Annotated in this window: 17 protein-coding genes; 9 read left to right on the top strand and 8 right to left on the bottom strand. The window is 35.1% G+C overall.

The window, feature by feature from the left end:
• Positions 1-369 precede the first annotated feature (369 nt).
• A complete protein-coding gene (locus ACFSJT_RS18120) occupies positions 370-2,679 on the bottom strand; it encodes an FdhF/YdeP family oxidoreductase (protein ID WP_378321751.1) in 2,310 nt (769 codons plus the stop codon).
• A gap of 144 nt (positions 2,680-2,823) precedes the next feature.
• Entirely contained in the window at positions 2,824-4,797 is a 1,974-nt protein-coding gene (locus ACFSJT_RS18115; RefSeq protein ID WP_378321750.1) for a putative porin, read from the bottom strand.
• A gap of 135 nt (positions 4,798-4,932) precedes the next feature.
• Here ACFSJT_RS18115 and ACFSJT_RS18110 point away from each other — a divergent pair, with 135 nt between their 5' ends.
• The 3 genes from ACFSJT_RS18110 to ACFSJT_RS18100 all read left to right on the top strand — a co-directional run bounded on the left by ACFSJT_RS18110 (position 4,933) and on the right by ACFSJT_RS18100 (position 12,053).
• On the top strand, positions 4,933-5,532 hold the full coding sequence (locus tag ACFSJT_RS18110) for a ribonuclease HII (RefSeq protein ID WP_378321749.1): 600 nt from the start codon (positions 4,933-4,935) through the stop codon (positions 5,530-5,532).
• Positions 5,533-5,760: 228 nt separating this feature from the next.
• Complete coding sequence (locus tag ACFSJT_RS18105; RefSeq protein WP_378321748.1) at positions 5,761-8,229, top strand: hypothetical protein; 2,469 nt, start codon at positions 5,761-5,763, stop codon at positions 8,227-8,229.
• 179 nt (positions 8,230-8,408) lie between these two features.
• Entirely contained in the window at positions 8,409-12,053 is a 3,645-nt protein-coding gene (locus ACFSJT_RS18100) for a reprolysin-like metallopeptidase (RefSeq protein WP_378321747.1), read from the top strand.
• A gap of 198 nt (positions 12,054-12,251) precedes the next feature.
• On the opposite strand, the gene lipB is transcribed toward ACFSJT_RS18100, so the two are convergent.
• A complete protein-coding gene (gene lipB / locus ACFSJT_RS18095) occupies positions 12,252-12,977 on the bottom strand; it encodes a lipoyl(octanoyl) transferase LipB (protein ID WP_378321746.1) in 726 nt (241 codons plus the stop codon).
• 23 nt (positions 12,978-13,000) lie between these two features.
• Positions 13,001-13,159, bottom strand: coding sequence for a YqaE/Pmp3 family membrane protein (locus ACFSJT_RS18090; protein ID WP_378321745.1), 159 nt, complete (start codon positions 13,157-13,159; stop codon positions 13,001-13,003).
• Positions 13,160-13,437: 278 nt separating this feature from the next.
• Here ACFSJT_RS18090 and lysS point away from each other — a divergent pair, with 278 nt between their 5' ends.
• The 3 genes from lysS (at position 13,438) to ACFSJT_RS18075 (ending at position 17,419) form a co-directional block, all read left to right on the top strand.
• Positions 13,438-15,126, top strand: a complete 1,689-nt coding sequence (gene lysS / locus ACFSJT_RS18085; protein ID WP_378321744.1) for a lysine--tRNA ligase — start codon at positions 13,438-13,440, stop codon at positions 15,124-15,126.
• Between the two features lie 31 nt (positions 15,127-15,157).
• Positions 15,158-16,708 (top strand): hypothetical protein, encoded by a 1,551-nt coding sequence (locus ACFSJT_RS18080; protein WP_378321743.1) that lies wholly within the window; start codon positions 15,158-15,160, stop codon positions 16,706-16,708.
• 108 nt (positions 16,709-16,816) lie between these two features.
• Positions 16,817-17,419 (top strand): SPOR domain-containing protein, encoded by a 603-nt coding sequence (locus tag ACFSJT_RS18075; RefSeq protein ID WP_378321742.1) that lies wholly within the window; start codon positions 16,817-16,819, stop codon positions 17,417-17,419.
• Positions 17,420-17,492: 73 nt separating this feature from the next.
• Here the strand turns inward: ACFSJT_RS18075 and ACFSJT_RS18070 are convergent, their stop codons facing one another.
• The 4 genes from ACFSJT_RS18070 to ACFSJT_RS18055 form a co-directional block, all read right to left on the bottom strand.
• On the bottom strand, positions 17,493-18,044 hold the full coding sequence (locus tag ACFSJT_RS18070; RefSeq protein ID WP_378321741.1) for a GDYXXLXY domain-containing protein: 552 nt from the start codon (positions 18,042-18,044) through the stop codon (positions 17,493-17,495).
• Positions 18,041-19,342 carry a DUF2157 domain-containing protein gene (locus tag ACFSJT_RS18065; RefSeq protein WP_378321740.1) on the bottom strand — a complete coding sequence of 434 codons (1,302 nt, stop codon included), beginning with the start codon at positions 19,340-19,342 and terminating at the stop codon, positions 18,041-18,043. Before ACFSJT_RS18065 ends, ACFSJT_RS18070 begins: the two co-directional genes overlap by 4 nt.
• A 141-nt stretch (positions 19,343-19,483) precedes the next feature.
• Positions 19,484-19,957, bottom strand: a complete 474-nt coding sequence (yiaA, locus tag ACFSJT_RS18060; RefSeq protein ID WP_378321739.1) for an inner membrane protein YiaA — start codon at positions 19,955-19,957, stop codon at positions 19,484-19,486.
• Between the two features lie 544 nt (positions 19,958-20,501).
• On the bottom strand, positions 20,502-20,789 hold the full coding sequence (locus ACFSJT_RS18055; protein WP_378321738.1) for a GIY-YIG nuclease family protein: 288 nt from the start codon (positions 20,787-20,789) through the stop codon (positions 20,502-20,504).
• Between the two features lie 222 nt (positions 20,790-21,011).
• Here ACFSJT_RS18055 and ACFSJT_RS18050 point away from each other — a divergent pair, with 222 nt between their 5' ends.
• The 3 genes from ACFSJT_RS18050 (at position 21,012) to ACFSJT_RS18040 (ending at position 24,373) form a co-directional block, all read left to right on the top strand.
• Complete coding sequence (locus ACFSJT_RS18050) at positions 21,012-22,496, top strand: hypothetical protein (protein WP_378321737.1); 1,485 nt, start codon at positions 21,012-21,014, stop codon at positions 22,494-22,496.
• 315 nt (positions 22,497-22,811) lie between these two features.
• Entirely contained in the window at positions 22,812-23,363 is a 552-nt protein-coding gene (locus tag ACFSJT_RS18045) for a DUF2262 domain-containing protein (RefSeq protein ID WP_378321736.1), read from the top strand.
• A 287-nt stretch (positions 23,364-23,650) separates the two neighbouring features.
• Complete coding sequence (locus tag ACFSJT_RS18040; protein ID WP_378321735.1) at positions 23,651-24,373, top strand: DNA alkylation repair protein; 723 nt, start codon at positions 23,651-23,653, stop codon at positions 24,371-24,373.
• The last annotated feature ends 116 nt before the right edge of the window (positions 24,374-24,489 follow it).

The raw sequence follows: 24,489 nt of genomic DNA, 5'->3' as shown, positions 1-24,489 counted from the left end.
TAAATTAAACCACTATCAATAGCCAATCTACTACCGTAATTACCCAGGGAATCGAACCCCGAAAAGCTAAAAAAATTAACCCTAATCCAATATAATTTATACCTGTGAACTTCGCTTGAATCTCAAAGCGGGTGCAAATATACAACCCCTTTTCTAACCACCAAAACTTTTTTAAAATAATTTGAAAAAAAATTCCGCCCTAAACAAACACAAAAACCTAAATGAACAAAGCAAAACTAAATCCCGTTTTGCGGGTGCAAACATACACCCCTTTTTTAAATCTACAACATCTTTTGGTAACTTTTTTTGAACCTTTTTGTAAGGCCCTAAGAATACATGAATTACAGGATGAAAAAAGTTGATTCAAGTTTATGAAATCGAAGCAACTTTTTCTAGACGGACAATGACAGACTTACTTATTGGGGTATTACTTTTGTCTGCAAAATGATTGTATGGGACCAAAATATTGGTTTCTGGAAAATACGAGGCTAAATTTCCTTCAGGAATATGATATGGAATGACTAAAAAATTGAATGCCTTTCTTTCTTTATTATCATAAGAACTTATTAAATTAATAACATCCAATTTATGTAAGTTGAACTTTTTCATATCATTCTCATTCATCAACACAATTCTTCTTTCATTATATATACCTCTATATCGATCGTCTAAGCCATAAATCGTGGTATTAAACTGATCATGCGAACGAATTGTCATCAAAATAAATTCATCTTCATCTATTGCATGATTTGGTAAACCGCAAATACTAAATTGAGCTTTGCCATCTGGAAGTTTACTAAAATCTAAATCCCTAACGTTATTTGGCAAATAGAATCCATTTTTCTGTGATTTCTGGTTCACGTCTTGAAACCCATTAATCACTTTCCCCATTTTCTCACGCATAAATTCATAATTTGTACTCAAAACCTCCCAATCTACAGGGTGTTCATTCCCAAAATATGCTTTAGCAATACCGCCTATAATTTCAGGTTCGCTTTTAAGATTATTGGAAACCGGAGGCAACATCCCTTTTGAACGGTGAACTTTACCCATACTATTTTCTACCGTAAAATATCTAGGTTTATTTCCTTTTTGATCCAATTCTGACCTACCCAATGTAGGTAAAATGATGGCAGTCTTACCCGTAATTAAATGAGACCTGTTTAATTTGGTACTGATATGAACCGTAAGGTCACATTGTTTAATAGCTTCTGCTGTATATTCTGTATCTGATGCTGCTGATAAAAAATTACCTCCAAGGCTCATAAAAACTTTTGCTTTACCTTCATGCATAGCTTCTATTGCATGGACCGTATCAAGTCCGGCTTTGTCTGGAGGTGTAAACCCAAATGTATTTTTTATGGCCTCATTTAATTCTTTAGAAACAAAATGCATGATACCCACAGTTCTATCTCCTTGCACATTACTATGCCCTCTTACCGGGCAGGTTCCCGCTCCTGGTTTTCCAAGACTGCCTTTTAGCAACAAAAGATTTACACATTCTTTTATGTTTTCAACACCATTCTTATGCTGTGTTAATCCCATTGCCCAGCATATAATAATTTTATTTTTTTTGGCCAACACTGCTACCACCTCATCAATGTATTGTTCTTTTACTCCACACAAAGAAAGTAACTCGTCATTTGAATATTTATCTAAATCTTGCAGCAAAGCTTCATATCCACTTGTGTATTTATTAATAAAATCATGATCGAATACAGTTGCATCTTTCTTATTTAACTTTGCTAACTTTTTAAGAATTAACTTCAGTAATGAAACATCTTGATTTATTTTTACCTGAAGATGAAAATCCGATATAGAAGTACCCGAGAGAAGCACCCCGTTGACTGATTGAGGGTTCTTAAACCGAACAAGACCCGCTTCCTCTAAGGGGTTAACGCTAATTATAACTCCGTCATTATTTTTACATTTTTCTAGTGCCGATAACATTCTAGGGTGATTTGTACCAGGATTTTGACCTAAAATCATTACCACCTCGGCTTCATAAAAATCTTCCAGTTTTACTGACCCTTTACCTATACCTAAAGTCTCACTAAGTGCCACTCCACTCGACTCATGACACATATTTGAGCAATCCGGCATATTATTAGTTCCAAAGGCTCTAGAGAATAATCCATATAAGAATGCTGCTTCATTACTAGATCTGCCAGAGGTATAGAAAATGGCTTCATCAGGTGATTTTAATTCATGTAACTGTTTTGCAATTATTGAAAAAGCGTCTTCCCAAGAAACAGATTCATAATGAACGCTATCAGGTCTCAAAATTAAAGGCTCTATTAAACGCCCTTTTTGTCCAATCGTATAATCTGACCATTGTGAAATTTCTTCTACCGAATATTTCTTAAAAAACTCATGATCTATTGTTTTGTTGGTTGCTTCATCTGCAAGTGCCTTGGCTCCATTCTCGCAGTACTCTGCAATTTTTGATCGCTTCTTGGGATCTGGCCATGCACAGCTAGGACAGTCAAAACCTCCTTTTTGATTCATCTGAGCGAGCCCTTTCATTGACTTGACAACTCCCATTTCTTTAAATGCATGTTGCAAAGCGACTTTAACAGCCGGAACGCCTGCTGCATATTCTGCGGGTTGTTCTAGTTTAATCCCTGTAAATGCCGTAGAACCTACAATAGACACATTTCTTTTTTTGATGGTACTCATACTCTAAACTATATTTAATGACGCGATGACTGACTAAAGATACGTCGAAATCTTAAAAATGCACCAAGGATAGAAGTGAAAATCCCGCATTCGCTGGAAGCGAAGAGGAATTGTAACGGATAGCCTGCCCGGGTGCCCTAAAAGCTATAAAAAGAAATTCCAAACCAGTCCGAATCGGATCACTGCATCACGTGTAGGATATCCCGGAGCCGAAAATTCTGTATTACTATTAAAAGCTTCTCCAAAATTTTCAACTTTGAAATAAATACGGGTTTGTCTTACTTTGGCATTAAAAAACAGATCTATTTGAGGAAATCCTCCTAATTCCTGGTCATTTTGCGTATAAAACTCTGACAAAACAGGATCATAACCATCAGCAGTGTATGCACTAAAATATTTAAGAGTTACCCCGGTTTGTAGAAAAAGAGCATTATTTTTAAACCAGCGGTCTTCAAAATACAAGCTATTTCTGGTAATAATTTCTGGTACATTATATATTTGATCACCTCCGCTTACACTTTGATACATTATTGTATTTTCTAAACCTATTTTCCACCATTTTATTCCTTGTGTAAGTTTTATCTTTAAAAGATCAATACTTTCTGCAGATTGCAAGGGAACAGTAATCGAGTCTGTATTTTTTATAAAATAAGTATAATTATTTATAGTTGTATAACTCGCCTCAATATTTGCAATCTTCTTTGCTTTTATATTGAACTGTATTTTTTGAGTTTCAACATTTTCAAAATCGTTTTGCCAATTATAGTTTACATAATCACTTTGATATAATAAGAAATTATAGTTTGGTGCCACAGAACTTGAGCTTATTTTTGCCTGAACTTCGTAGTTATCATTTAGACTGTATCCAGCACCTGCATTAATATAGTTTCCTTCAAAATCTCCGGATATGATTGACATCCCGTCTGCAAACAATTGAAAACCTTTATAATTATTTTCATATTGACCCCCTACAGAATACACATCGCCCTTAAGGCGATTGGTAATATTTATCTCGTTACCCTCGTTATCTACCTGACTTAAAATTGAATTATAACCATAATTATAATTAGAACTACCACCTATTACTCTTAGGCGCCCCAACCATTTGTTTTTAAAATCAATAAATACCTGATTACTAAAATCCTCTAAAGCTACTTTATCAACAACAATTCCAGACTCATAAGATTCTCCAAAAAGATCATTAGGTGTTGCCTGATCAAACTGAAATGATTTATCGGTAAGATCCATAACATGCCCTACAGATAATTCGGCGCTCGTACTATCGGTTTTTTTGATGAGTGCAAATTGATGATCCAGGTAGAATCTTTTACCTAAAAGAATACTTTCTGCATTTTCAAAGTTTACTGATATGGCGCCTCGGTCTTCAAAATCTTCCTGAGCTTCTTCGGTAGAAAATGCTCCCAATGCCAAATATTGTGCTAATCCCTCTTCAGACAAACCTCCATTTTCTTCATTAAAAAGATCTTGGGAAACAAAATGTGATTTTACTCTATATCTGCGATTCTTGGTTATATAATTCAATGTAGACCTAAAATTACCTGTACTGGTTAACGCATGTTGGTATTTGCCTAAAGAGCGAACTCCTTTATATGCTATCGAAAGGTTAAGTTGCGGTGACGTATTTACTGTAAAAAACGCGTCGAGCTGTTGTCCCTGTTCAAAGGTCGTTTTAAAATACAATTCTGTAAGTGGTGTGGGAACATGGTAATAATTGATGTCATTAACCTCCATAAAATTAAAATGCCTGGCTCTTGCTCCAAAAAGTGGTAGTAAATGATCTCTTTCTTCTCTTTTTGAGAGGCTGTTATAGCTTTGTCCTACATTATGAATGGGTTGTAATTCAAAATCATCTCTTCTTAAATAATTGAATCTATAATCTTTTTGTAAAGTCAATGTAGTGTCTACATAAGTAGTATCATTGTTTACGGTAATGATCTTATAATCGGTGATCGGAGGTTTTTCTTTTTTTTCTATTGGAGCAAATTTTCTCTCTGGCGGACCACTAGACTCTCCTTCTGACTCTTCTGGATTTCTTTCCTGAGCCCACATCACAGAACCAGAAAGAAGTGCAACTATAATTATAAAGTTTTTTTTCATTAGCATCCTAAACTGAGGCAAAAATATACTTTTTTTTAACGAAAATAAATGATACACATTGTTTGTTTGATTTAAGTTTTCTATCTATTATAAAAATAGTTTTATGAAATTCTATCCTTATAGTATCTTAGCGGTATGCTCACATTACAATTACATCCTGATATTCTAGAATGTGGTACTGACGAAGCAGGTCGCGGTTGTTTGGCAGGGCCTGTTACAGCAGCTGCCATAATCCTTCCTGATGATTTTAGCAATACTGTTCTAAATGACTCTAAACAGCTTAGCGAAGTCAAAAGAAAATTTCTTAAGCCACTATTAGAAGACTGTTCTGTAGCCTATGGTGTTACACATATTTTTATGGAAAAGATTGATGAAATAAATATCCTAAACGCATCAATTCTTGCCATGCAACGATCTATCGAACAATTAAAACCTCAACCAGAGCACATTATTGTTGATGGAAACAAATTTAAAGCCTATCAAGATATTCCGCACACCTGTGTCATTAAAGGAGATGGGAAATTTTTGAATATCGCAGCGGCTTCAGTCTTGGCAAAAACATATCGAGATGAATTTATGGAAAAAATACATGAAGAATACCCAATGTATAATTGGAAAAAAAACAAAGGATACCCTACAGCAGAACATCGTGAAGCTATTCGTAAATACGGTATTACGAAATATCATCGAAAAAGCTTTAAGCTATTGCCCGAACAACTCACTTTAGATTTGTAAACAAATAAAACCAGTTCTATTTCTTTTAATTTTGCTCTTCCAAAAAATAAAAGTAAAGCGAAGTTCGTTTCAAACAAGGAAACTTACAAACTTTTAATTTCAAGAAAAAAAGCCCATATATTATAATTATATTTCGGGTTTTAAAACAGACTTTATATTTTGCAAACCAGAAAACTGAAATTTTTAAATTTGGAAACTGAGTCAAAGAACACAAAACGCACCCAAATAATGAAAAAAATAGTTGTATTTCTCTTTGCTTGTTTTACTATTTCTTGTAACCACGAAACTAAAGAATCTAATACCTTAATTGACCACATCCCAATAGATTCTCAGGTTGTCATAAAAATTAACAACTTAGAAGAAGCTTCAAGCAAACTTCGAGACAATAATTTCATTAAAAATAATAAGCAAATTGCTTTTTTCGATTATTTCAAAGATGTATCCGTTTTAAATGAAACTTCTAAACAGAAGGGCCTTTTATGTTTCTCGCCTAGAGGAAAAAATGATTTTGACTACACCTACATTTCGAAACTTGACCCGGCTATACTTACTGTAGATGGCGCGATAACTAAAAATATCGAAACGATCAATTATTCAGAAAAAACCATTTATAAGATCACCTCAAAAGGAAAAACATTTTATGCTACCAGACAAGATAGCATACTAGTTGCTTCATCATCCCAGTTACTTATCGAAAATGCAATACGAATACAAGCAAATCCTTTACCAATTGATAAAGATCTACAAAAAGTATTTGAAGTTTCGGGAGCAGATAATGCTTTATCAATCTTAGTTAATGGAAAGAAGTTACAGCATATTCATAATTCCTTACTACCCAATACCACCTTAAACAGTCTTGATGACTTTAGTGGTTGGGCCGCTTTGGATGCCACAATTGATCAAAATGCAATACATCTTGATGGCATTGCGATTGAAAAAGATTCATTATACAGCACTATCGGTATTTTTGATAACACTGTCCCCCAGGAAAATCGGATCGCAAAAGTTTCTCCAGTCACGGCCAAAGGGTTTATTTCTTTTACTTATGACGACTTCGAGGTTTTGAAGAAAAATCTATCTATCGCTCAGGACAGAGAGTTAGAAGATATTCCAAATGATTTGGATGAAGTTTTGTCGGGAGTATCAGAAATAGGTTTCATTTTTATGGAAAAAGAAGATGTGCTGGTGCTAACTTCGCTAGACTCTGAAACAGCTTCAAAAGGTCTGGGAGGAAATAAGGTAGACACCTATAGAAGCATCCCTATCTATACTTACCAGAATACTGATTCTTTTTCGCAAATTCTAAATCCGCTGGTAAAAAACTTTGAGGCAAAATATTATTTTATACATGATGCGTTTGTTGTTTTAGCCTCTTCTACAAGCGCACTTAGAGACATCATTGCGAACATACAAAATCAAACGTTAATCTATCAACAGGAATATTATAAGAGTACGGTGAAAGACCTGTCAGACAACTCCTCGATCCTTGTCGCTGGTTCTATTAAAAATATAAAGCAATATATATCAGAACATGTTGATGAAAATTATACAGAACAATGGAATAACCTGCAAGACAAAGGATATCAAATTGGAATATTACAGGTAATAAAAGAAAATGATTTTGCTCATATACATGGTGTATTACAAAAAAGTGTAGCTAAAGGAGCTGCAACATCGGTAACTCAAGTAGCTTCTACAACTCTTGAAAAAAAGGCACTTACAAAGCCTATACTGGTTAAAAATCACAGAACCAAAGGAATGGATATAGCTATACAGGATATTGAAAATAACTTATATTTAATATCTGATAAAGGGGCGATATTCTGGAAGAAAAAAATTGACGGAGAAATCTTAGGCGATATACAACAAATTGACATTTATAAGAACGGAAGGTTTCAATTACTTTTCAATACTGCCAGTACACTTTACCTGGTTGATCGTGATGGAAAAGATGTTGCCCCATACCCAAAGAAATTTGAAAAAACTATTACGCAACCTTTAGCCCTGTTCGATTATGATAAAAGTAAGCGATATCGTATTGTCATTACTCAAGGCAATCAGGTACAAATGTTGGATGCCGAAGGAAAAGCTGTTACCGGATTTGGTTTTAAAGGAACCGAAACCAGCCTGATTATACCTCCCAAACATATCAGAATAGGAACGAAAGATTATATTTTACTAGCTGAAGAAAATGGAACATTAAGCATCCTGGACCGATTAGGCAGAGCCAGAGTCAATGTAAAAAACAAAATTGATTTTTCTAAAAACGAATGGTATCAATACCAAGACAAATTTACTTCTATTACCAAAGACGGAAAATTAATTCAGATCGATCAAAATGGAGGTGCTATTTCTCAAAATCTGAATTTAGGTAAAGACAATAGTCTAGTAGCCACTAATAAAACCTTAGTTACTTTTTCTGAAAATAAATTATCCATTAAAGGAAGAACATTAGAACTCGATTTTGGAGTGTATACGGCTCCAAAACTTTACTACATTAACAATAAGATTTATATCACCATTACCGATATTCAGGCCAAGAAAGTCTATTTGTATGATAGTAACGCAGAACTGTTTCCAAATTTTCCGGTGTATGGAAATTCTGTATTAAGTCTTGGTAACATGGATAAGGATCCTAATTTGGAATTTGTAGTTCAGGGTGAAGAAAATGGAATCCTGATCTATCAAATCAATTAATAAAAGTACTATCCTCTAAAAAATATTAAAAATCGGGAGTCGGCTCCCGATTTTTTGATTTTAACCACATCTAAAACTCTTAAATATAAATATGGTTTATAAGTTTTTAACATTTTATTAGATTTTTTTACAGTTTTTCGTGAGTTTTGTAAAATATAACACACAAATCTAACTCAACTATGAAATCAAGTATTTTAAAAACAATACTTGTACTCACAATTTTACTAGTGAGCACTGGTATTCATGCACAAATGTGGACTCTTATCTCTGCGAGCAAAACAAGTTCTAAGGCAAAGGAATTCAGAAAAACAATTCCCACTCAATATCAGTTATTCGAGTTAAACAGTAAACAAGCTGCGTCTGTTTTAAAAAGTGCACCGTCCAGAACACAACAAAAAAGCTCGACTACAGTAATGGAACTTCCTGTAAAAGGAGAGTTAAAAAGGTTTAGGATTCTTGAAGCTTCAATACTTGATAAAGACCTTCAACAAAGATTTCCTGACATCAGATCTTTTGTAGGTTATGGAATAGATGATCCGACAGCTATAGCCCGATTTAGTTTCTCTAAAATTGGTTTACATGCCATGATCACTTCAGGAAATCATAAAACCATGTACATAGATCCGTATACCAAAGATAAAGTAAGTTATATTTCATATTCAAAAGACAACTTACCCGCTAACCCAGACACTTTTGAATGTTTTGTTGAAGACAATTTCAAGTCAAATTTTTCTGAACAACAACTCCCAACGACAAAAAATGCCAATGATAGTAGACTAAGAACTTTCAGACTCGCCATAGCTTGTACAGGGGAGTATTCTCAATTTCATTTAAACAATCAAGGGATTGGCTCTGGAGCTTCTGATCAGATAAAAAAAGAAGCTGTACTTGCTGCGGTTAATACGACAATGACCAGAGTAAATGGTATTTTTGAAAGGGACCTAGCGTTAACTATGGTGTTAGTTAGTAATAACACTGATATCATCTTTTTAAATGCAAATACCGACAACCTTAGTAATAATAATGCAAGTGCGTTGATAAATGAAAGTCAAACAGTTTGTGATCAATTTATAGGTAGTAGTAATTATGATATCGGACATGCCTTCAGCACAGGTGGTGGTGGACTGGCGCAACTGAGGTCCCCTTGTACAAATTCTAAAGCGAGAGGCATCACAGGTCAAGGCAGTCCTATTGGCGATCCGTATGACGTAGATTATGTTGCGCATGAAATGGGACATCAATATGGTGGAAATCATACTCAGAATAATAGTTGTAACCGATCTAGTGCTTCAGTAGAACCAGGAAGTGCCTCGACCATAATGGGATATGCAGGAATCTGCTCTCCTAACGTTCAAAGTAATAGCGATGCCTATTTTCATGCCATTAGTATCCAGGAAATGTGGCAAAATATTTCTCAGGGAAACAGTACGTGTGGCTCACAAAGTAATACTGGTAATGCTGCACCAACTGCAAATGCAGGACAAGACTTTACCATCCCTGCATCAACACCTTTTATTTTAGAAGGAAATGCCTCAGACACCAATGCAGGAAACACCTTAACCTATTGTTGGGAACAAATGGACTCACAACCAGCAACCATGCCACCTTCTTCAACCTCAACAGGAGGTCCTGCCTTTAGGTCTTTGAATCCAACTACATCGCCTGATAGGTATATGCCTGCACTATCAACTGTAATTAACGGACAAACTTCTTCTACCTGGGAAGTGGTTCCTTCGGTTAGCCGAACGATGAATTTTAGACTCACAGTAAGAGACAATGCCTCTGGTGGAGGAAGCACGGCAAGTGATAACACAAGGATTACAGTCGCAGGTGCTGCAGGGCCTTTTGTAGTTAGCGCTCCAAATAGTAATCTAAACTGGGCTGCCGGATCAACACAAACCGTAACATGGAATGTGGCAGGAACCACAGGAAACGGAATCAACGCCAGCAATGTCGATATATTGCTATCTACAGATGGAGGAAATACATACCCTATTACTATAGTATCAGCAGTACCAAATGACGGCTCCCAAAACATAACAGTACCCAATACTGTTGGAACGCAAAATCGAATTATGGTGAGAGGATCAGGACATATTTTTTATGATATTTCTAACACAAACTTCGAGATCACACCAGGAAGCGGTAATGACACACAAGCGCCAACGAATCCAGCTAATCTAGTAACGTCAAATATAACTCAAACTACAATAGATCTTTCCTGGAACGCTTCTACAGATAATGTTGGAGTAACCGGATACGATGTTTATCAAGGAAATACAATAGTTAGCACTGTTACTACCACTAATTATCAAGTCACAGGTTTATCTGAAAATACAGCGTATTCATTTAGTGTAAAGGCAAAAGATGCCGCGGGTAATGAATCTGGATTTAGTAACATCGTGAATGCTACTACACTTCCGGTTGACACGGGTGATAATGAAGCTCCTTCTGCTCCTACGGCCTTGGCAGCTTCAAATATCACACAAACCACAATAGATCTTTCCTGGAACCCATCAACTGATAATGTAGGAGTAACTGGATACGATGTTTATCAGGGAAATACAATTATTGGAACTGTTACAAACACCTCTTATCAAGCTACTGGGTTATCGCCTAACACTTCATATACATTCAGTATAACAGCAAAAGATGCCGCAGGTAATGAATCAATTGCCAGCAATATAGTAAGCGCCACTACTCAATCTTCTGGTGGAGCTGCCTGCACAGGAGGAATTTCATCATTCCCTTACACAGAAAGTTTCGAAAACACCCTAGAAGATTGGACGCAAGGTAGTGGAGATGATTTTAACTGGTCGATCAATTCTAATGGAACATCTTCAAGAAACACAGGGCCGTCGGGTGCCGCTCAGGGAACGTTTTATGTTTATATGGAAGCATCCCGACCCAATTACCCAAGTAAAAGAGCAATTTTAAATTCTCCTTGTTTTGATTTAAGTAATTCTATTGTTGCAAATTTTACTTTTCAATATCATATGTATGGTTCTGCGAATATGGGTAGCCTTGCTTTAGAAGCCAGTAGCGACAATGGATTAACCTGGAATACTGTTTGGTCAAAATCCGGAAATCAAGGAAATTCTTGGCAATCTGAGAGTATTGATTTAGGTAGTTATACTGGTGGAGCTCTACAATTGAGATTTAATGGTATTACTGGAAATACCTGGCAAGGTGATATGGCTATAGACGATGTAAATTTAATAGAGAGCGGAACACCATCGACATGTACAGATGTTGTATTAAGCCTTACTTTTGACAATTATCCGGAAGAAACCAGCTGGCAAATTACCGATAGTAGTAATCAAGTTATTGCCTCGGGAGGCACTTATGGCTCACAACCTGACGGATCTACACTAACGCTTACAGAATGCCTGGATCCTGGATCATACATATTAACTGTTAATGACAGTTATGGAGATGGTATTTGCTGTCGATATGGAAATGGATCATATACACTTACATCGCTAGGAAACACAATAGTATCGGGAGGATCTTTTGGAAGCTCTGAATCGACAACATTTACTATTGGTGGAGCTGCGCGATCTGTCACTACTGAAGGTGTAACCACGACAGAACAATTTTTGATTAAAGCATTCCCTAATCCTGTAGGAAAAGATAGAATTCTAAATGTGGTCGTATCTCATAAAGATGCAGAATATGAGATTATTAACATGCTAGGAACGAAAGTGATGAGAGGGAAATTGATTCAAAAAACAATAAATACCAGTCAATTACCAACAGGAGTTTATTTTTTAAATATTAATGACGGTGGTAAAACTCAGGTTATTCAATTTATACAAGAGTAGATCTTTCAAAATTAGTTTTTTAAGAAGGTCTAAAAAGACACTTTAACTGTCATTTCGAGCAGAGTCGAGAAATAATGTACATTGATTTATAGTGCATTTCGACTCTGCTCAATCTGACAGATTAACGAATTTAATGCTTTTTAGACAACCTCTTTTATCTTATGCAGCCAAGAGCTAATCAAAAAATCTAATCTATTATTATTCTTTTTGAATTTCAGTTTGTTGCAATATAAGTTCTGCTTCAAACAAAGTTTTGAAATGCTTAAGTAGCTTTTCCTTTACTTCATCGATATTCACTTTTTCTAATCCCAACTCTACATTAAGAGAGGTAACTGCTTTTCCTTTTATTCCGCATGGAATTATATTATCAAAATACCCGAGATCTGCATTTACATTTAAAGCAAAACCATGCATAGTTACCCAACGACTTGCACGAACCCCCATAGCACAAACCTTGCGTGCAAAAGGAGTATCTACATCAAGCCATACTCCAGTTTCACCTTCGCTTCTGGTTGCAATAATTCCATATTCTGCTAATGTGAGAATCACCATTTCTTCAAGAAAACGAAGGTATTTATGTATATCGGTGAAAAAATTATCCAGATCCAAAATAGGGTATCCTACTATTTGTCCGGGGCCATGATACGTGATATCCCCACCCCGATTGATTTTGTAGAATGTAGCTTCCTTTTCTTTTAGCTGCTCTTCAGATAATAAAAGATTGCTCAAATCCCCACTCTTTCCCAGAGTATATACATGTGGATGCTCTACAAATAAAAAATAATTAGATGTTTCTAATCCTGCATCTTCTCTTCGATTTTTGATTTTGGTATCCAAAATGTCTTTGAACAACCGTTCCTGATACGCCCAGGTTTCTTTAAAATCTTTATTTCCTAATTCACGGACTTCAATACTTTTATTCATAGCTACACTCCAAATCCTTTTTTTTAGGAATTTGGATTATTAAGAATGACTAATGCGGCTATCACTCCCGGAACCCATCCACAAATAGTTAACAACAACACTATTAGCACAGATCCACAACCCTTATCTATAATGGATAATGGTGGAAAAAAAATAGCCAATAAAACTCTCCAGATACTCATTTTGATTGATTACAAAGTTACAATATTAATTACTACCTGATTAGACTATATGAAGTAAGTTTTGTTACAAGAATATGATATCATCAAAATTTTTTTCAAACGAATCAAAATTTAAATCCAAGTAAAAACCACATGCTAGCAGATCTTGTTATCCAACGGAATTAGTTCAACTCATAATTTTAAATAATTGTATACAACCTAATCTTCAAAATTGAGTTTCACTAAATTGAAAGATTACACCATAGTTTGTATCTTTGCAGGCTTAAAAAGGCAGATTTATGCAATTATCAGAACAAGAACTTGTAAGAAGAGAAAAGTTAAACTCATTACGTAACCTGGGAGTTGATCCTTATCCGGCGGCATTATACCCTGTAGATCATACCTCAGAAAAAATAAAAAATGAGTTTGAAGAAGGCAAGAAAGTCGTTATAGCCGGTAGACTCATGTCGAGAAGAATACAAGGTAAAGCTTCTTTTGCCGAATTACAAGATGCCGATGGACGTATACAAGTCTATTTTAACAGGGATGAAATTTGCACTGGCGAAGACAAAACAAAATACAATGAGATCTATAAAAAATTATTAGATATCGGGGATTTTATAGGTGTTGAAGGTGAACTGTTTACTACAAAAGTAGGTGAAAAAACAGTGATGGTTAAAGATTTCGTATTATTAAGCAAATCTCTAAAGCCCTTACCTTTACCAAAAACAGATAAAGAGGGTAATACTTATGATGAGTTTAATGATCCAGAATTACGTTATCGCCAAAGATATGCTGATCTGGTAGTAAACCCTCACGTAAAAGAAGTTTTCGTCAAAAGAACCAAGCTTTTCAATGCCATGCGCGAATTCTTTAATGATCGTGGATATTTTGAAGTTGAAACACCAATCCTGCAACCCATTCCTGGAGGAGCGGCCGCTAGGCCTTTTATTACGCATCATAACTCTCTGGATATTCCATTATATATGCGAATCGCCAATGAATTATATCTTAAGAGGTTAATTGTTGGTGGATTTGATGGCGTGTATGAGTTTTCAAAAAACTTCAGAAATGAAGGAATGGATCGTACTCACAATCCAGAATTCACAGCTATGGAAATCTATGTAGCTTACAAAGACTATAATTGGATGATGGATTTTTGTGAGCAATTATTAGAATATTGTGCTGTTGCAGTGAATGGAACTACCAAAGCTACTTTTGAAGGACATGTTATTGATTTTAAAGCTCCTTATCCAAGAATAACAATGGCAGACTCTATTAAACATTTCACAGGTTTTGATATTACCGGTAAGTCTGAGGAAGAAATTCGAGAAGCTGCCAAAGGTATGGGTATCGAAGTAGATGACACCATGGGTAAAGGAAAGCTCATTGATGAGATTTTTGGTGAGAAATGCGAAGGGAATTATATCCAACCCACTTTTATAACGGATTATCCAAAAGAGATGAGCCCATTATGTAAGGAGCATCGTGATAATCCTGAATTAACAGAGCGTTTTGAATTGATGGTTTGCGGTAAGGAAATTGCTAATGCATATTCAGAGTTAAACGATCCTATCGATCAACGTGAGCGTTTTGAAGAACAATTAAAGTTGGCAGAAAAAGGAGATGATGAGGCCATGTTTATTGATCAGGATTTCTTGAGAGCTTTAGAATATGGAATGCCTCCTACATCGGGTATGGGGATTGGTATGGACAGACTAATCATGTATTTAACTGATAATCAATCCATACAAGAAGTGTTATTTTTCCCTCAGATGCGTCCCGAGAAAAAAGCGGTTGCACTAAACGAGGAAGAGAAAGCCGTTTTTGAAATTTTAAAAAGTTCGTCTCCAATCGACCTTAATGAGTTAAAAACAAAGTCTGGTTTGAGCAATAAAAAGTGGGATAAGACTATTAAAGGTCTTACAAAAAATAAACTAGCCAAGGTTGATAAAACTGAATCAGGTTTGCTTGTAGAACTTGTTTAGAATCTTTTCATAACCATACTTTCCAAAAATTATGAGAGAAAAACTATTCTGCATTGTTGCGTTATGTTACTGTGTTATTTCTATAGCCCAAAGCACCAATATAGACAAGAAGCCATTTAAAGTATCTTATATCAAATTACCCACTCAACCTATTTTGGAGGACAGCCGTAGAACCTATTCTACAAATTCGAAATTTATATTCCTTCATGGATTTTCCAAAGTTAATTCGGGAGCGTCTCTCGATATTACTATGGATTATCAAGGCATATCTGCAAGTGAATTCGAAATAGAAAGAAACCTTGTCGAGAGGAAAGATAGTGATGGTAATGTAACTTCTTCCTATTACGTATATAAGGTACTTGTTGATTTTAATTCTACTGCTACTATTCAGATAGTCAATGCCATTACAGATGAAGCTATAGAAAAAACATTTTCAGAAAACAACACATTGCAGAGTGATGCTTTCAGTAGTGCAGAAGAAGCCAAGAAATATTATTATGATAACGGTAATACAATCAAGAAAAGATATCGATCAGAACAATGGGTACGTATTATCAGAAGAATACGAAGCTATCTTAACGAAACTTACGGATATATTCCTTTTGAAAACCATAATGAGACAGTTCAAATCTTAAGTTCAAAAAAACATCCCGAATATGAAGCGCATCAAAAAGCCTATGATGAACTGAGAAGTATTTTTGAAAGAATGCAATACAAAGAACCGATAGACGCTTTGGCCTTAAGAGTACAACCAATTATTGAGTCTTTTGATGAAATTACCCAAAAATATACGGCCACAAAGCGTAAAGAAAGAAAATTACGTCATGCAAGCTATTTTAATCTTGCCAAAATCTATTATTTTCTTGACAACCCTTATAAAACCAGAGAATATGCATTAAAGATGATTGATAATGATTTCAACCCAAGTGAAGGTAGAAGCTGGTTAAGTAAAGCCGATCAACTCAAAGAAAAATTTGAAATCAACCAAACATCGTCAAGGCATTTTGATATTGCGACAGAAGATTTAACCGATATTGAGCTTTCACCATTTGCAGATGAAAATACTGTAAAAGAAGTGGAAAAACCAATTGATAATATCATAGCGTATCTAATTACTACGGCCAATGATACTATAGCAGCACAGATTGCGAAAACAGACATTTCTAACATTGGGTATCATGTAGACCTTCAGGTTCAGGATGAAAATGGAGCTGTAAGAACCACACCCTTTAAGGCTGAAGATTGTAAAACTCTCGCTCTTGGAAATGGTGATATGTATAAGACGATCAAATTTGAAGAAGCTTCTAATAGCCAAAACGCTCCTAAATTTGTAAAAACAATTCATGAATCAGAGAAGATCGGATTATTTTTATTTGATGGTAAAGAGCTCGTTATCAAAACTCCGGATAATGAAATAGGCACATCAACATTAACTTCTGATTTTGTTTTTGGACTAGGAAAAAAATTAGCTGTATACGCCAAAGATTGTTCAGATTTGGCAGAACGTGCGAACAAAAACGAGTTCAAAAACAATCAAGAAAGTTTACTAGAGTTTTGTCAAGCACTCTCTGATTGTGATTAATTCGACTAAAAATCATACACTTTTTTATAAGGTAATTTTGTTAATCTCGCTATGTCCTTACAGTTTTCAAAGAATTCCTATATTTGAGCGTATAAAAACCTAACGACCATGCCATTTATTACAGACGAAGAATTACAGGATTTTAAAAATCAAATAGAAAAAGCTGAAGAGTCTAAGCGTACCTCGAACTACATGCGAGAAAAAGCGGTCAAAGATGAACAGGAAAATTCGAGGAAGTTTAAAATTGCAACTATTATACTGGGAATTGTCGCTCTTCTGGGTGTTGCAGGAACTGTGTATTTTATGAACTTCAGTACTCCTTCTAACATGATTTCACAAAAAGATTATAAGACGCAGGTAGGAACTTTGGAAAACAAAGTAAGTGAATTAGAAGAGACCATCCAGAATCTTTCTATGAATCAAGAATTAGATAACGATTCAGGAGAAAGTGCTGGTTCTTTGGATGATGAAGTTGTATATGCTGTTCAAATAGGAGCTTTTGAAGAAAAAAACCTATCTATGTATTCTGAAAACTTTGTAAACTTTAAAGAAATTAAAAGTGAAGGGTTCAATAAGTATGCAATCGGAAACTTTGAAACATTAAGCGAGGCAAAAAAATTTCGTCGAGAACTTGTTAAAATGGGCTTTAGAAATGCGTTTATCGCATCCTATCAAAATGGTGAGCGAATTAAGATCGAAGAAGCCTGGTAGTATATAATCAATAGTGGTTATGAATTAGACATAAAATTCTATGGACTAATTCATAACCACTACTGATCAAAACTTATTTCTCTACATAATCTTGAATTGAAATACCGTCAATAATAACATCTTTAAGAACCGATCTTCCATCTTTTACATGTACCAAGGCATACACATTTTCTTTTAGACTATCTGTGTTTTTATGAATATATGCCCTTTCTGCATCTTTGGCTTTAGATTCTTCCATATAAAACCTGTCAAAAGGCAACTCAAAATTCACTACCTCTTTGTAATTATCTGTTACTTTGGCCACAATATAATCTCTATCATTAGCTAAAGGTTTTTTACTTACCTGAATAGCTTTAGCAAAACCAGTACTATCTTTTTCAATATATATCAAAATCTTATCTCCATACACAAAACTACTGTCTGCAATTGCAAAAGAATTCATGTCATAATCGAGCGTAATATATTTTCCTCTAAACGGATCTGAAGGGTCTATAGGCCTGGTTTTAAACTTGTACGCCTCACCAGATGCTAATACATCCTCTTGTTGCCAGATCATTTGCGAGGGAACAAAAATTTGTATTAAGGCGATTACCATAAATCCTATAAATACATATATCGTCTTCATAATTGTATATCGTTAAGTTGTTTTTTAATTTTTTGCTGTCTTTTCAGCATAATATAATTAGTTAGGAAGAACCCTGTTCCTACCAATACAAATAAAATTCCTCTAACCACAAAACTCATCCCGGTATCAAAAAACCTACAAATAATAAGGATAGAGATGATCAATAACCCATAATTGAGAATCCCAAAATTGAATTTATCTGCACCAATTTTTATTGCTGATAACCCCAATGCGAATACCAGTAGATTCATCAATACCACGGGTACGATCTCGATCCCGGGAAGGAAGAAGTACGTTATCCAAAATATGACAAAAGCCACCTGAAATAAATTAATCGCCTCTAGCCCTCTTTTCCAAAAGGAATACCCAAATACCCCTACTGTAATGAAGAATAAGGTTAACGATATATATAGCTCCTGAATGTCATAAGTAAACATTTTTGGATATTCGTCCCAGATCCACCTGAAGGTAAATATCATTAAGGACACTACCGTACCCACGGATCCAATGATCAAAGAACCATTTTTGAGTGTTCGTAATTCTTTAAAAACCGACAATCTTCCAATATTATACAGCAGTCCAAATAATGTAATGTACATTACGAAACCAAGATTACCAGTATTGCCTATAAAAGCCCCTAACGCGATAGCAATACTTGATGGCAGTATCCAGTTAAAGATAGCTACCGTATTACTTGCGATTTTGTTTTTAAGAAGAATCAAGTAATGTGGCAATATTGCTAAAAAGAATACTACATAGAACCATGGTGTCTGGGTACTTCTATAGTTCCATACCCCTACTTCCAAAGTATAATATGTACTTAGAATAACAATTAGTAATGCCACCGCGTTGGATCGTAGCAAATAAACTAACGGCAAACAAAGTAAGATCCAGGTTAATAGATACGACCCCAGGTCACCCGGTATGTTATAAATCTGACTAACCAACGCCATACAGGCTCCTACTGCAAAGAACAAAAATGTACCAGAAGCTTCTTTCCAGGTATTGGTTTTTTCTTTTAAAATTGAAAATCCAACCAAAAACTGTCCTATAAGTAATGGTATAAATGCCAGAATCGTCTTTGTTATTTTTGAAAAATCATCCCAATTATGTGCCAGCATTAAAATAATACCTGACCCGACTAATAATGCCCCAAAAATTCCGAAAACCATAAATAACTTATTCGGATGTGCTACCTCTTTGGTTGCATAGTATTGTTCTATTTTATTGGCTAGCTCTGGTGATATGACCTTGTCTTCTACCAGTGTTTTTAGCTCTTTGTTAAATTTTGAACCCATGATGCAAAATTGTTTAGTTATAAATGTAATCAAAAAGACAGCTGCAGCAACACAGCTGTCTTTTCTTATCATCAAAACAAGGAGCCTACCCCCGGACCCATTTCACTACAAAAGCTAAATTGATCTGGCTCCTTCTTTTGATTACTCCCCCTGATCGTCGATAAACTTCTTGTCCCTTGTGTTTTTTTGAACCGCGATCGCTGCAAATAAACTCAAGGTAAAAGACATCCCATAAAATCCTTTTTCACTTAGTTCAAGATCTGCATTCCATAATCCGATAATTAATAGTAAAATAGAGGCTAGTGTCGTAAACCAACTAATCCCATAATAAATTTCGGTCACCGGGATGCCCTCTAATCGATCCCGAACACTTTTCTGCACAGATACCGCAGAAAACAATCCAAATAACAGGATGGTAAAATAGTATCCCTTTTCATTCAACATCATATCTGCATTCCATAAACCGATACAATACGAGATCATACCGATAAACAAGGCAGACCATGATGCAGATATAAAAGCCGGTGTAGGCTTTTGATCATATACTTTTGGCTTTTTCTTTTGCTTTTTGTCTTTTGTATCTGTAGATACATCGTTACTAAACTTGTACTCCATAATAATTTGATTTTGATGATTATGAGTACAAATGTGCAGTGATCTTTTGAGATGGTCAATTCAATTTTATAAAAAAACTTACGATATAATAATGACAATTTTCAGTTATTTTTCTTTAAAAACACCTCGACAGCCCTGTAGAACTTATCGAAGTACAATCCTCCTATCCCGATGTAAGGTTGACTATATACATACTCAAGGTATTATAGAGAAAATCGTTTTTGCTAGGTACGAAGCAATCTTTTTGCTATGAATAGAAGCATCTTTTTATAGTGAGCAGACTACTTCGTCCTTCGTCCTCGTAGTGACGTGGTTTTCCGAAATGAAATGGAGGAAAATTAGCCTGCCCTCAACTCGATTGGGGGTATCGAGAACTATTTTGAACAAAATTACTCATTTTCCATTTTCATAATGCATCCAGATACAATCCTCTTGTCGTCGGATGACTCGATGTGACGTAGCGTGTAAGAATCATAACTGCCCGTCAGTTCGAGTGGTTTTTCGGAATGTAATGGAGGAAAATTGTATCGAGAACTAATGAGACTTAGAATTTCTTTTTTGCAAGATTCTGAAGTCTATCATAGTCACCATTTATCAAGGCTTCTTTTTTAGCTCGTGACCATTTTTTGATTTGTTTTTCTGTATCAATTGCTATTGAAATATTAGTGAATTCAGCGTAAAACACAAGTTTAAGAGATCTCTTTCTGTATGTATAACAATTTTTATAAAATCCAGATTCGTGCTGGAACAACCTTTTGTTTAGATTAGAGGTGACTCCTGTATAATAAGAAGCATCAGAACATTTTAATATGTAGACATATGAAATTTTCATTGAGTAAATATATAACTTTTCGTTTTCATAATACATCTCGATACAATCCTCCTCTCGTCGGATCACTCGATGTGACGTAGCGTGTCAGAATCATGATTGCAGGTCACTTCGAGTGATTTTTCGGAATATAAGAGGAAAATTAGCCTGCCCTCAACTCGATTGGGGGTATCGAGAACCAATAAGAATTAGAATTTAAGTATATTACAAAAAACTTACGATATAATGAGCACTATTTCATCGATTATACATACCTTATCTGAAGAAGAAAAGCGAAGTTTTACAGGAGTATTACGTCAAAAGAACAAAAGAAACGACACCAAAAATATCCAGTTATTTAAACTTTTGGACACTACCGAAACCGTAAAAAATCTGGATATCAAGCTCTACGGAAAACCTGCCAAAGGAGCTTTTCATGCACTTAGCAAGCGATTGCACGATAGCCTGATCGATTTTGTCGCTTCCAAGAGTTTTGAAGGAGAAACCTCTGAAGAAATGGAAATCATGAAACTCCTTCTGGCCAGTAGAATCTTCTTTGAGCAAAAACAATATAAAATTGCTTTTAAAACCCTTCAGAAAGCAGAACAGAAGGCAAAAAGCTATGATCTGTTTACTATTTTAAATGAAATTTACTATACCAAAATACAATATGCACATCTCAACCCCACCATCGTTTTAGACTCATTGATTACAGATTTCAAAAATAACAAAGCGGCCATACAGCAGGAAGAAAACCTAAACTTGTTTTATGCCGCAGTACAAAACGAACTTACCAGGCAGCGCAATGACTACGTGGCTATGATACGAGAGGCCCTGTCTACATTTGGTATCTCGATCACCCAGGACCTTACCTTTAGATCCTTATTTAAAATTCTGGAGATTACCAACAAAGCTGCACAGGCTACACGCGATTACTTTAGTATTTTGCCTTTTGTTGAAGAAGCCTACGCCCTGATCGGTAACAAAGAAGACCTGATCGACAAGCACCTTTTTTACCATATCCAGATCCTGTATTATGTATCCAATGCCTATTTTAGGAATAAAAACTTTAAAACTTCGCAGCATTATCTTGCTTTGATGATGGACCAGATGCAAAAGCAAAAAGGCAAATACTATCGCAGGTTTTTTCCTCAATACACCTTGCTACATACGTTAAATCTAAACTACACCGGCCATGCCGACCAGGCCATTGCCGCTCTAGAAGCCTTTGATGAACATCGCCATAAAGAACAAATCATCTATCTGTTGGACCTAAAATTAGGCCAGATTGTTTTTTATTTTATGCAATCCCGGTTTAAAGAGGCATTGGGTGTGCTTACTAATTTTTATCATAGTGATCATTGGTATGCCGAAAAAGCAGGCCTGCTTTGGGTCATCAAAAAGAACCTAGTAGAAATCTTATTACGTATCGAGCTAGATCATCTTGATTTGGTAGAATCAAGAGTTAATAGTTTTAGAAAGAAACACGGTACGTTTTTGAAGAATACTGGTGAACATCGAGTTTTAGAGTTCTTAAAACTTACCCTGGAGTATTACCGAAACCCTGAAATAGTGACGACCGAAGCCTTTAAAAACAAAATTAAAACATCGCTCACAGGCTCACCCAAAAGACAAGAAGATATTTTTGAAATGAGTTTTTATGCCTGGTTAAAAGCCAAGGCTTATGATACTGAGTTGTATAAAACTACGTTGGAGTTGGTAAATCCATAACAAACAATAGTCATTGCGAAGCACGAAGCAATCTGCTCCCTGTAAAAGACGAACAATCCTTCACTCACAAATTCAAATACTCAAATACTCACTTACTCACAAACTCAAACACTCACACTACTCCGTAAAAAAAAATTAAACACTCCCCACTGTGGAAACCCGTAGGGAATTGTAAGAGAGATTGTTGATTTTGTAGTATCTAAATATTCATTTGTAAACGTTTATAAGTACTTACAAATGTTTTTAAGTACTTTTATATAATAGAAATAATAGCAATTGCTATTATACAATTGTTACCACACATTTGAAAAAACTATGGGAATATTTTCAAGATTTAAGAATAAAGGAAATATTAATTTGTTAAAATCCGACTTTAAAAGTGAAAGCGAAGATTTTGAAGTTCTTTCTGTAAAAGTTAGCGGAGAATTTTTCGAAAAGTTTCCACAAGCAAAAAAGAAAGATAATTATGTTGGTGAATCAACGCTAATAACTAACACAGCCAAATTATCACTTTTCGGAAATAAAGTTGATATAACTTATGACCCAAGTGAAATTGAATTAAATGAAGATAAATTTATTGACCAAATTAATCGGAATTTGAATTGGATCGCGGAGAATGAAAGCGAACTCAAAAGCAGAGTTACTGAAAAGTTGCTTCCTTTAAAAAACGAAAATTGGCTTGACGAAAACGAAGCTGAATTATCGGAAAATGATTTCGTAAAACGGATTAAACTGACATCAATATCATTTTTTGGAAAAGGAAATTCGGAAATGATATTTGATGACGGAGATTTATTCTGGGGACACGAAATTGTTGCCGATTTAAATGTAAAGAATAAACTGACCGATGTAAATGTTCGTGGATAAAAACGTGTGGTAACAACGTATATTAAAAATAGCACAGGCCGTTGCTTGATTTGAATACTTGGAATCCATTTGCCACGCCAAATTTTGATTTGGCTATATTTATACCGAAAACCTAAACATAGAAAATCAAAATTGGCTTGTGATGATCCAGTTGCCGGTGAGATCCAGCCGCGCTACTTTTTATATACAAGGCCGTTGTACACAATTAGGTACGTTAAAGGCACATCGTTTACAAAGTTAAAGAAAACATCCTGCAATTTTTGAAACTGAAATAATGAAAATATGCCATGATAGATTCTAAAGTTAAAGAAATTAGGGATTTTTGTGAAACCAATTCCAACCCTGATATTATAAAGAAATACCAGCGATATTTCAAAGAGGGGTACGATGGTTATGGAATTGATGACAAAATATTCAAAGAGCAGATAGACCAATGGACTGAGCAATGGAAAGACGAAATGACTATTGAAAGTTATCTGTCTTTAGGTGATGAGTTAATGAAAAATGGAAGATTTGATGAAAAGCACGTTGCTATAAATTTTTTAAAATTAAGCAGACAGGATTTTTCAAAGGTTACATTTAACCGGATTGGCAATTGGTTTGATTGTGGAATTAATAATTGGGCAACTACAGATGTTTTATGCATGTCTGTTTTGTCAATTCTATTATTTGACAAAGTTATCAACTTTAATGATTTAAAAACTTGGATTGATTCTGAGTCAGAATGGAAACGCAGAGCCGTGCCTGTTGCACTTGTTGAGCTTGATAAGTTAACAAAGGATTTAAAACCTTTTGAATCAATAGAACTTGTTGAACCTTTAATGCTTGATAATTCAGAATACGTTCAAAAAGGTATAGGTACCTTATTACGTGGATTATGGAAAAAATATCCTGCAGATATTGAGATTTTTTTAATGAAATGGAAAGACAAATGTGGAAGATTGATTATTCAGTATTCCACAGAGAAAATGGATAAGGAATATAGAAAGAAATTTAGGAAAAGTAAATAAAGCACGACGGCACAACAAAGAACTGAGTTAAAAACCAAGTCTTATTAGTTTAATCTTGACACATAATTTTCATCAAACGGCAATCCTGATTTAGCAATAGCGAAAGCCTGTTTTAA

Source organism: Aquimarina celericrescens, assembly GCF_042682765.1.
In the GTDB taxonomy this organism is placed as follows: domain Bacteria; phylum Bacteroidota; class Bacteroidia; order Flavobacteriales; family Flavobacteriaceae; genus Aquimarina; species Aquimarina celericrescens.
This window is presented reverse-complemented; position numbering and strand designations above follow the sequence as displayed.

What these genes read in the sequence shown, in the direction of transcription:
- ACFSJT_RS18120 (WP_378321751.1), bottom strand. Translation starts at nt 2,679, where the DNA reads ATGAGTACCATCAAAAAAAGAAATGTGTCTATTGTAGGTTCTACGGCA.
- ACFSJT_RS18115 (WP_378321750.1), bottom strand. Translation starts at nt 4,797, where the DNA reads ATGAAAAAAAACTTTATAATTATAGTTGCACTTCTTTCTGGTTCTGTG.
- ACFSJT_RS18110 (WP_378321749.1), top strand. Translation starts at nt 4,933, where the DNA reads ATGCTCACATTACAATTACATCCTGATATTCTAGAATGTGGTACTGAC.
- ACFSJT_RS18105 (WP_378321748.1), top strand. Translation starts at nt 5,761, where the DNA reads ATGAAAAAAATAGTTGTATTTCTCTTTGCTTGTTTTACTATTTCTTGT.
- ACFSJT_RS18100 (WP_378321747.1), top strand. Translation starts at nt 8,409, where the DNA reads ATGAAATCAAGTATTTTAAAAACAATACTTGTACTCACAATTTTACTA.
- lipB (WP_378321746.1), bottom strand. Translation starts at nt 12,977, where the DNA reads ATGAATAAAAGTATTGAAGTCCGTGAATTAGGAAATAAAGATTTTAAA.
- ACFSJT_RS18090 (WP_378321745.1), bottom strand. Translation starts at nt 13,159, where the DNA reads ATGAGTATCTGGAGAGTTTTATTGGCTATTTTTTTTCCACCATTATCC.
- lysS (WP_378321744.1), top strand. Translation starts at nt 13,438, where the DNA reads ATGCAATTATCAGAACAAGAACTTGTAAGAAGAGAAAAGTTAAACTCA.
- ACFSJT_RS18080 (WP_378321743.1), top strand. Translation starts at nt 15,158, where the DNA reads ATGAGAGAAAAACTATTCTGCATTGTTGCGTTATGTTACTGTGTTATT.
- ACFSJT_RS18075 (WP_378321742.1), top strand. Translation starts at nt 16,817, where the DNA reads ATGCCATTTATTACAGACGAAGAATTACAGGATTTTAAAAATCAAATA.
- ACFSJT_RS18070 (WP_378321741.1), bottom strand. Translation starts at nt 18,044, where the DNA reads ATGAAGACGATATATGTATTTATAGGATTTATGGTAATCGCCTTAATA.
- ACFSJT_RS18065 (WP_378321740.1), bottom strand. Translation starts at nt 19,342, where the DNA reads ATGGGTTCAAAATTTAACAAAGAGCTAAAAACACTGGTAGAAGACAAG.
- yiaA (WP_378321739.1), bottom strand. Translation starts at nt 19,957, where the DNA reads ATGGAGTACAAGTTTAGTAACGATGTATCTACAGATACAAAAGACAAA.
- ACFSJT_RS18055 (WP_378321738.1), bottom strand. Translation starts at nt 20,789, where the DNA reads ATGAAAATTTCATATGTCTACATATTAAAATGTTCTGATGCTTCTTAT.
- ACFSJT_RS18050 (WP_378321737.1), top strand. Translation starts at nt 21,012, where the DNA reads ATGAGCACTATTTCATCGATTATACATACCTTATCTGAAGAAGAAAAG.
- ACFSJT_RS18045 (WP_378321736.1), top strand. Translation starts at nt 22,812, where the DNA reads ATGGGAATATTTTCAAGATTTAAGAATAAAGGAAATATTAATTTGTTA.
- ACFSJT_RS18040 (WP_378321735.1), top strand. Translation starts at nt 23,651, where the DNA reads ATGATAGATTCTAAAGTTAAAGAAATTAGGGATTTTTGTGAAACCAAT.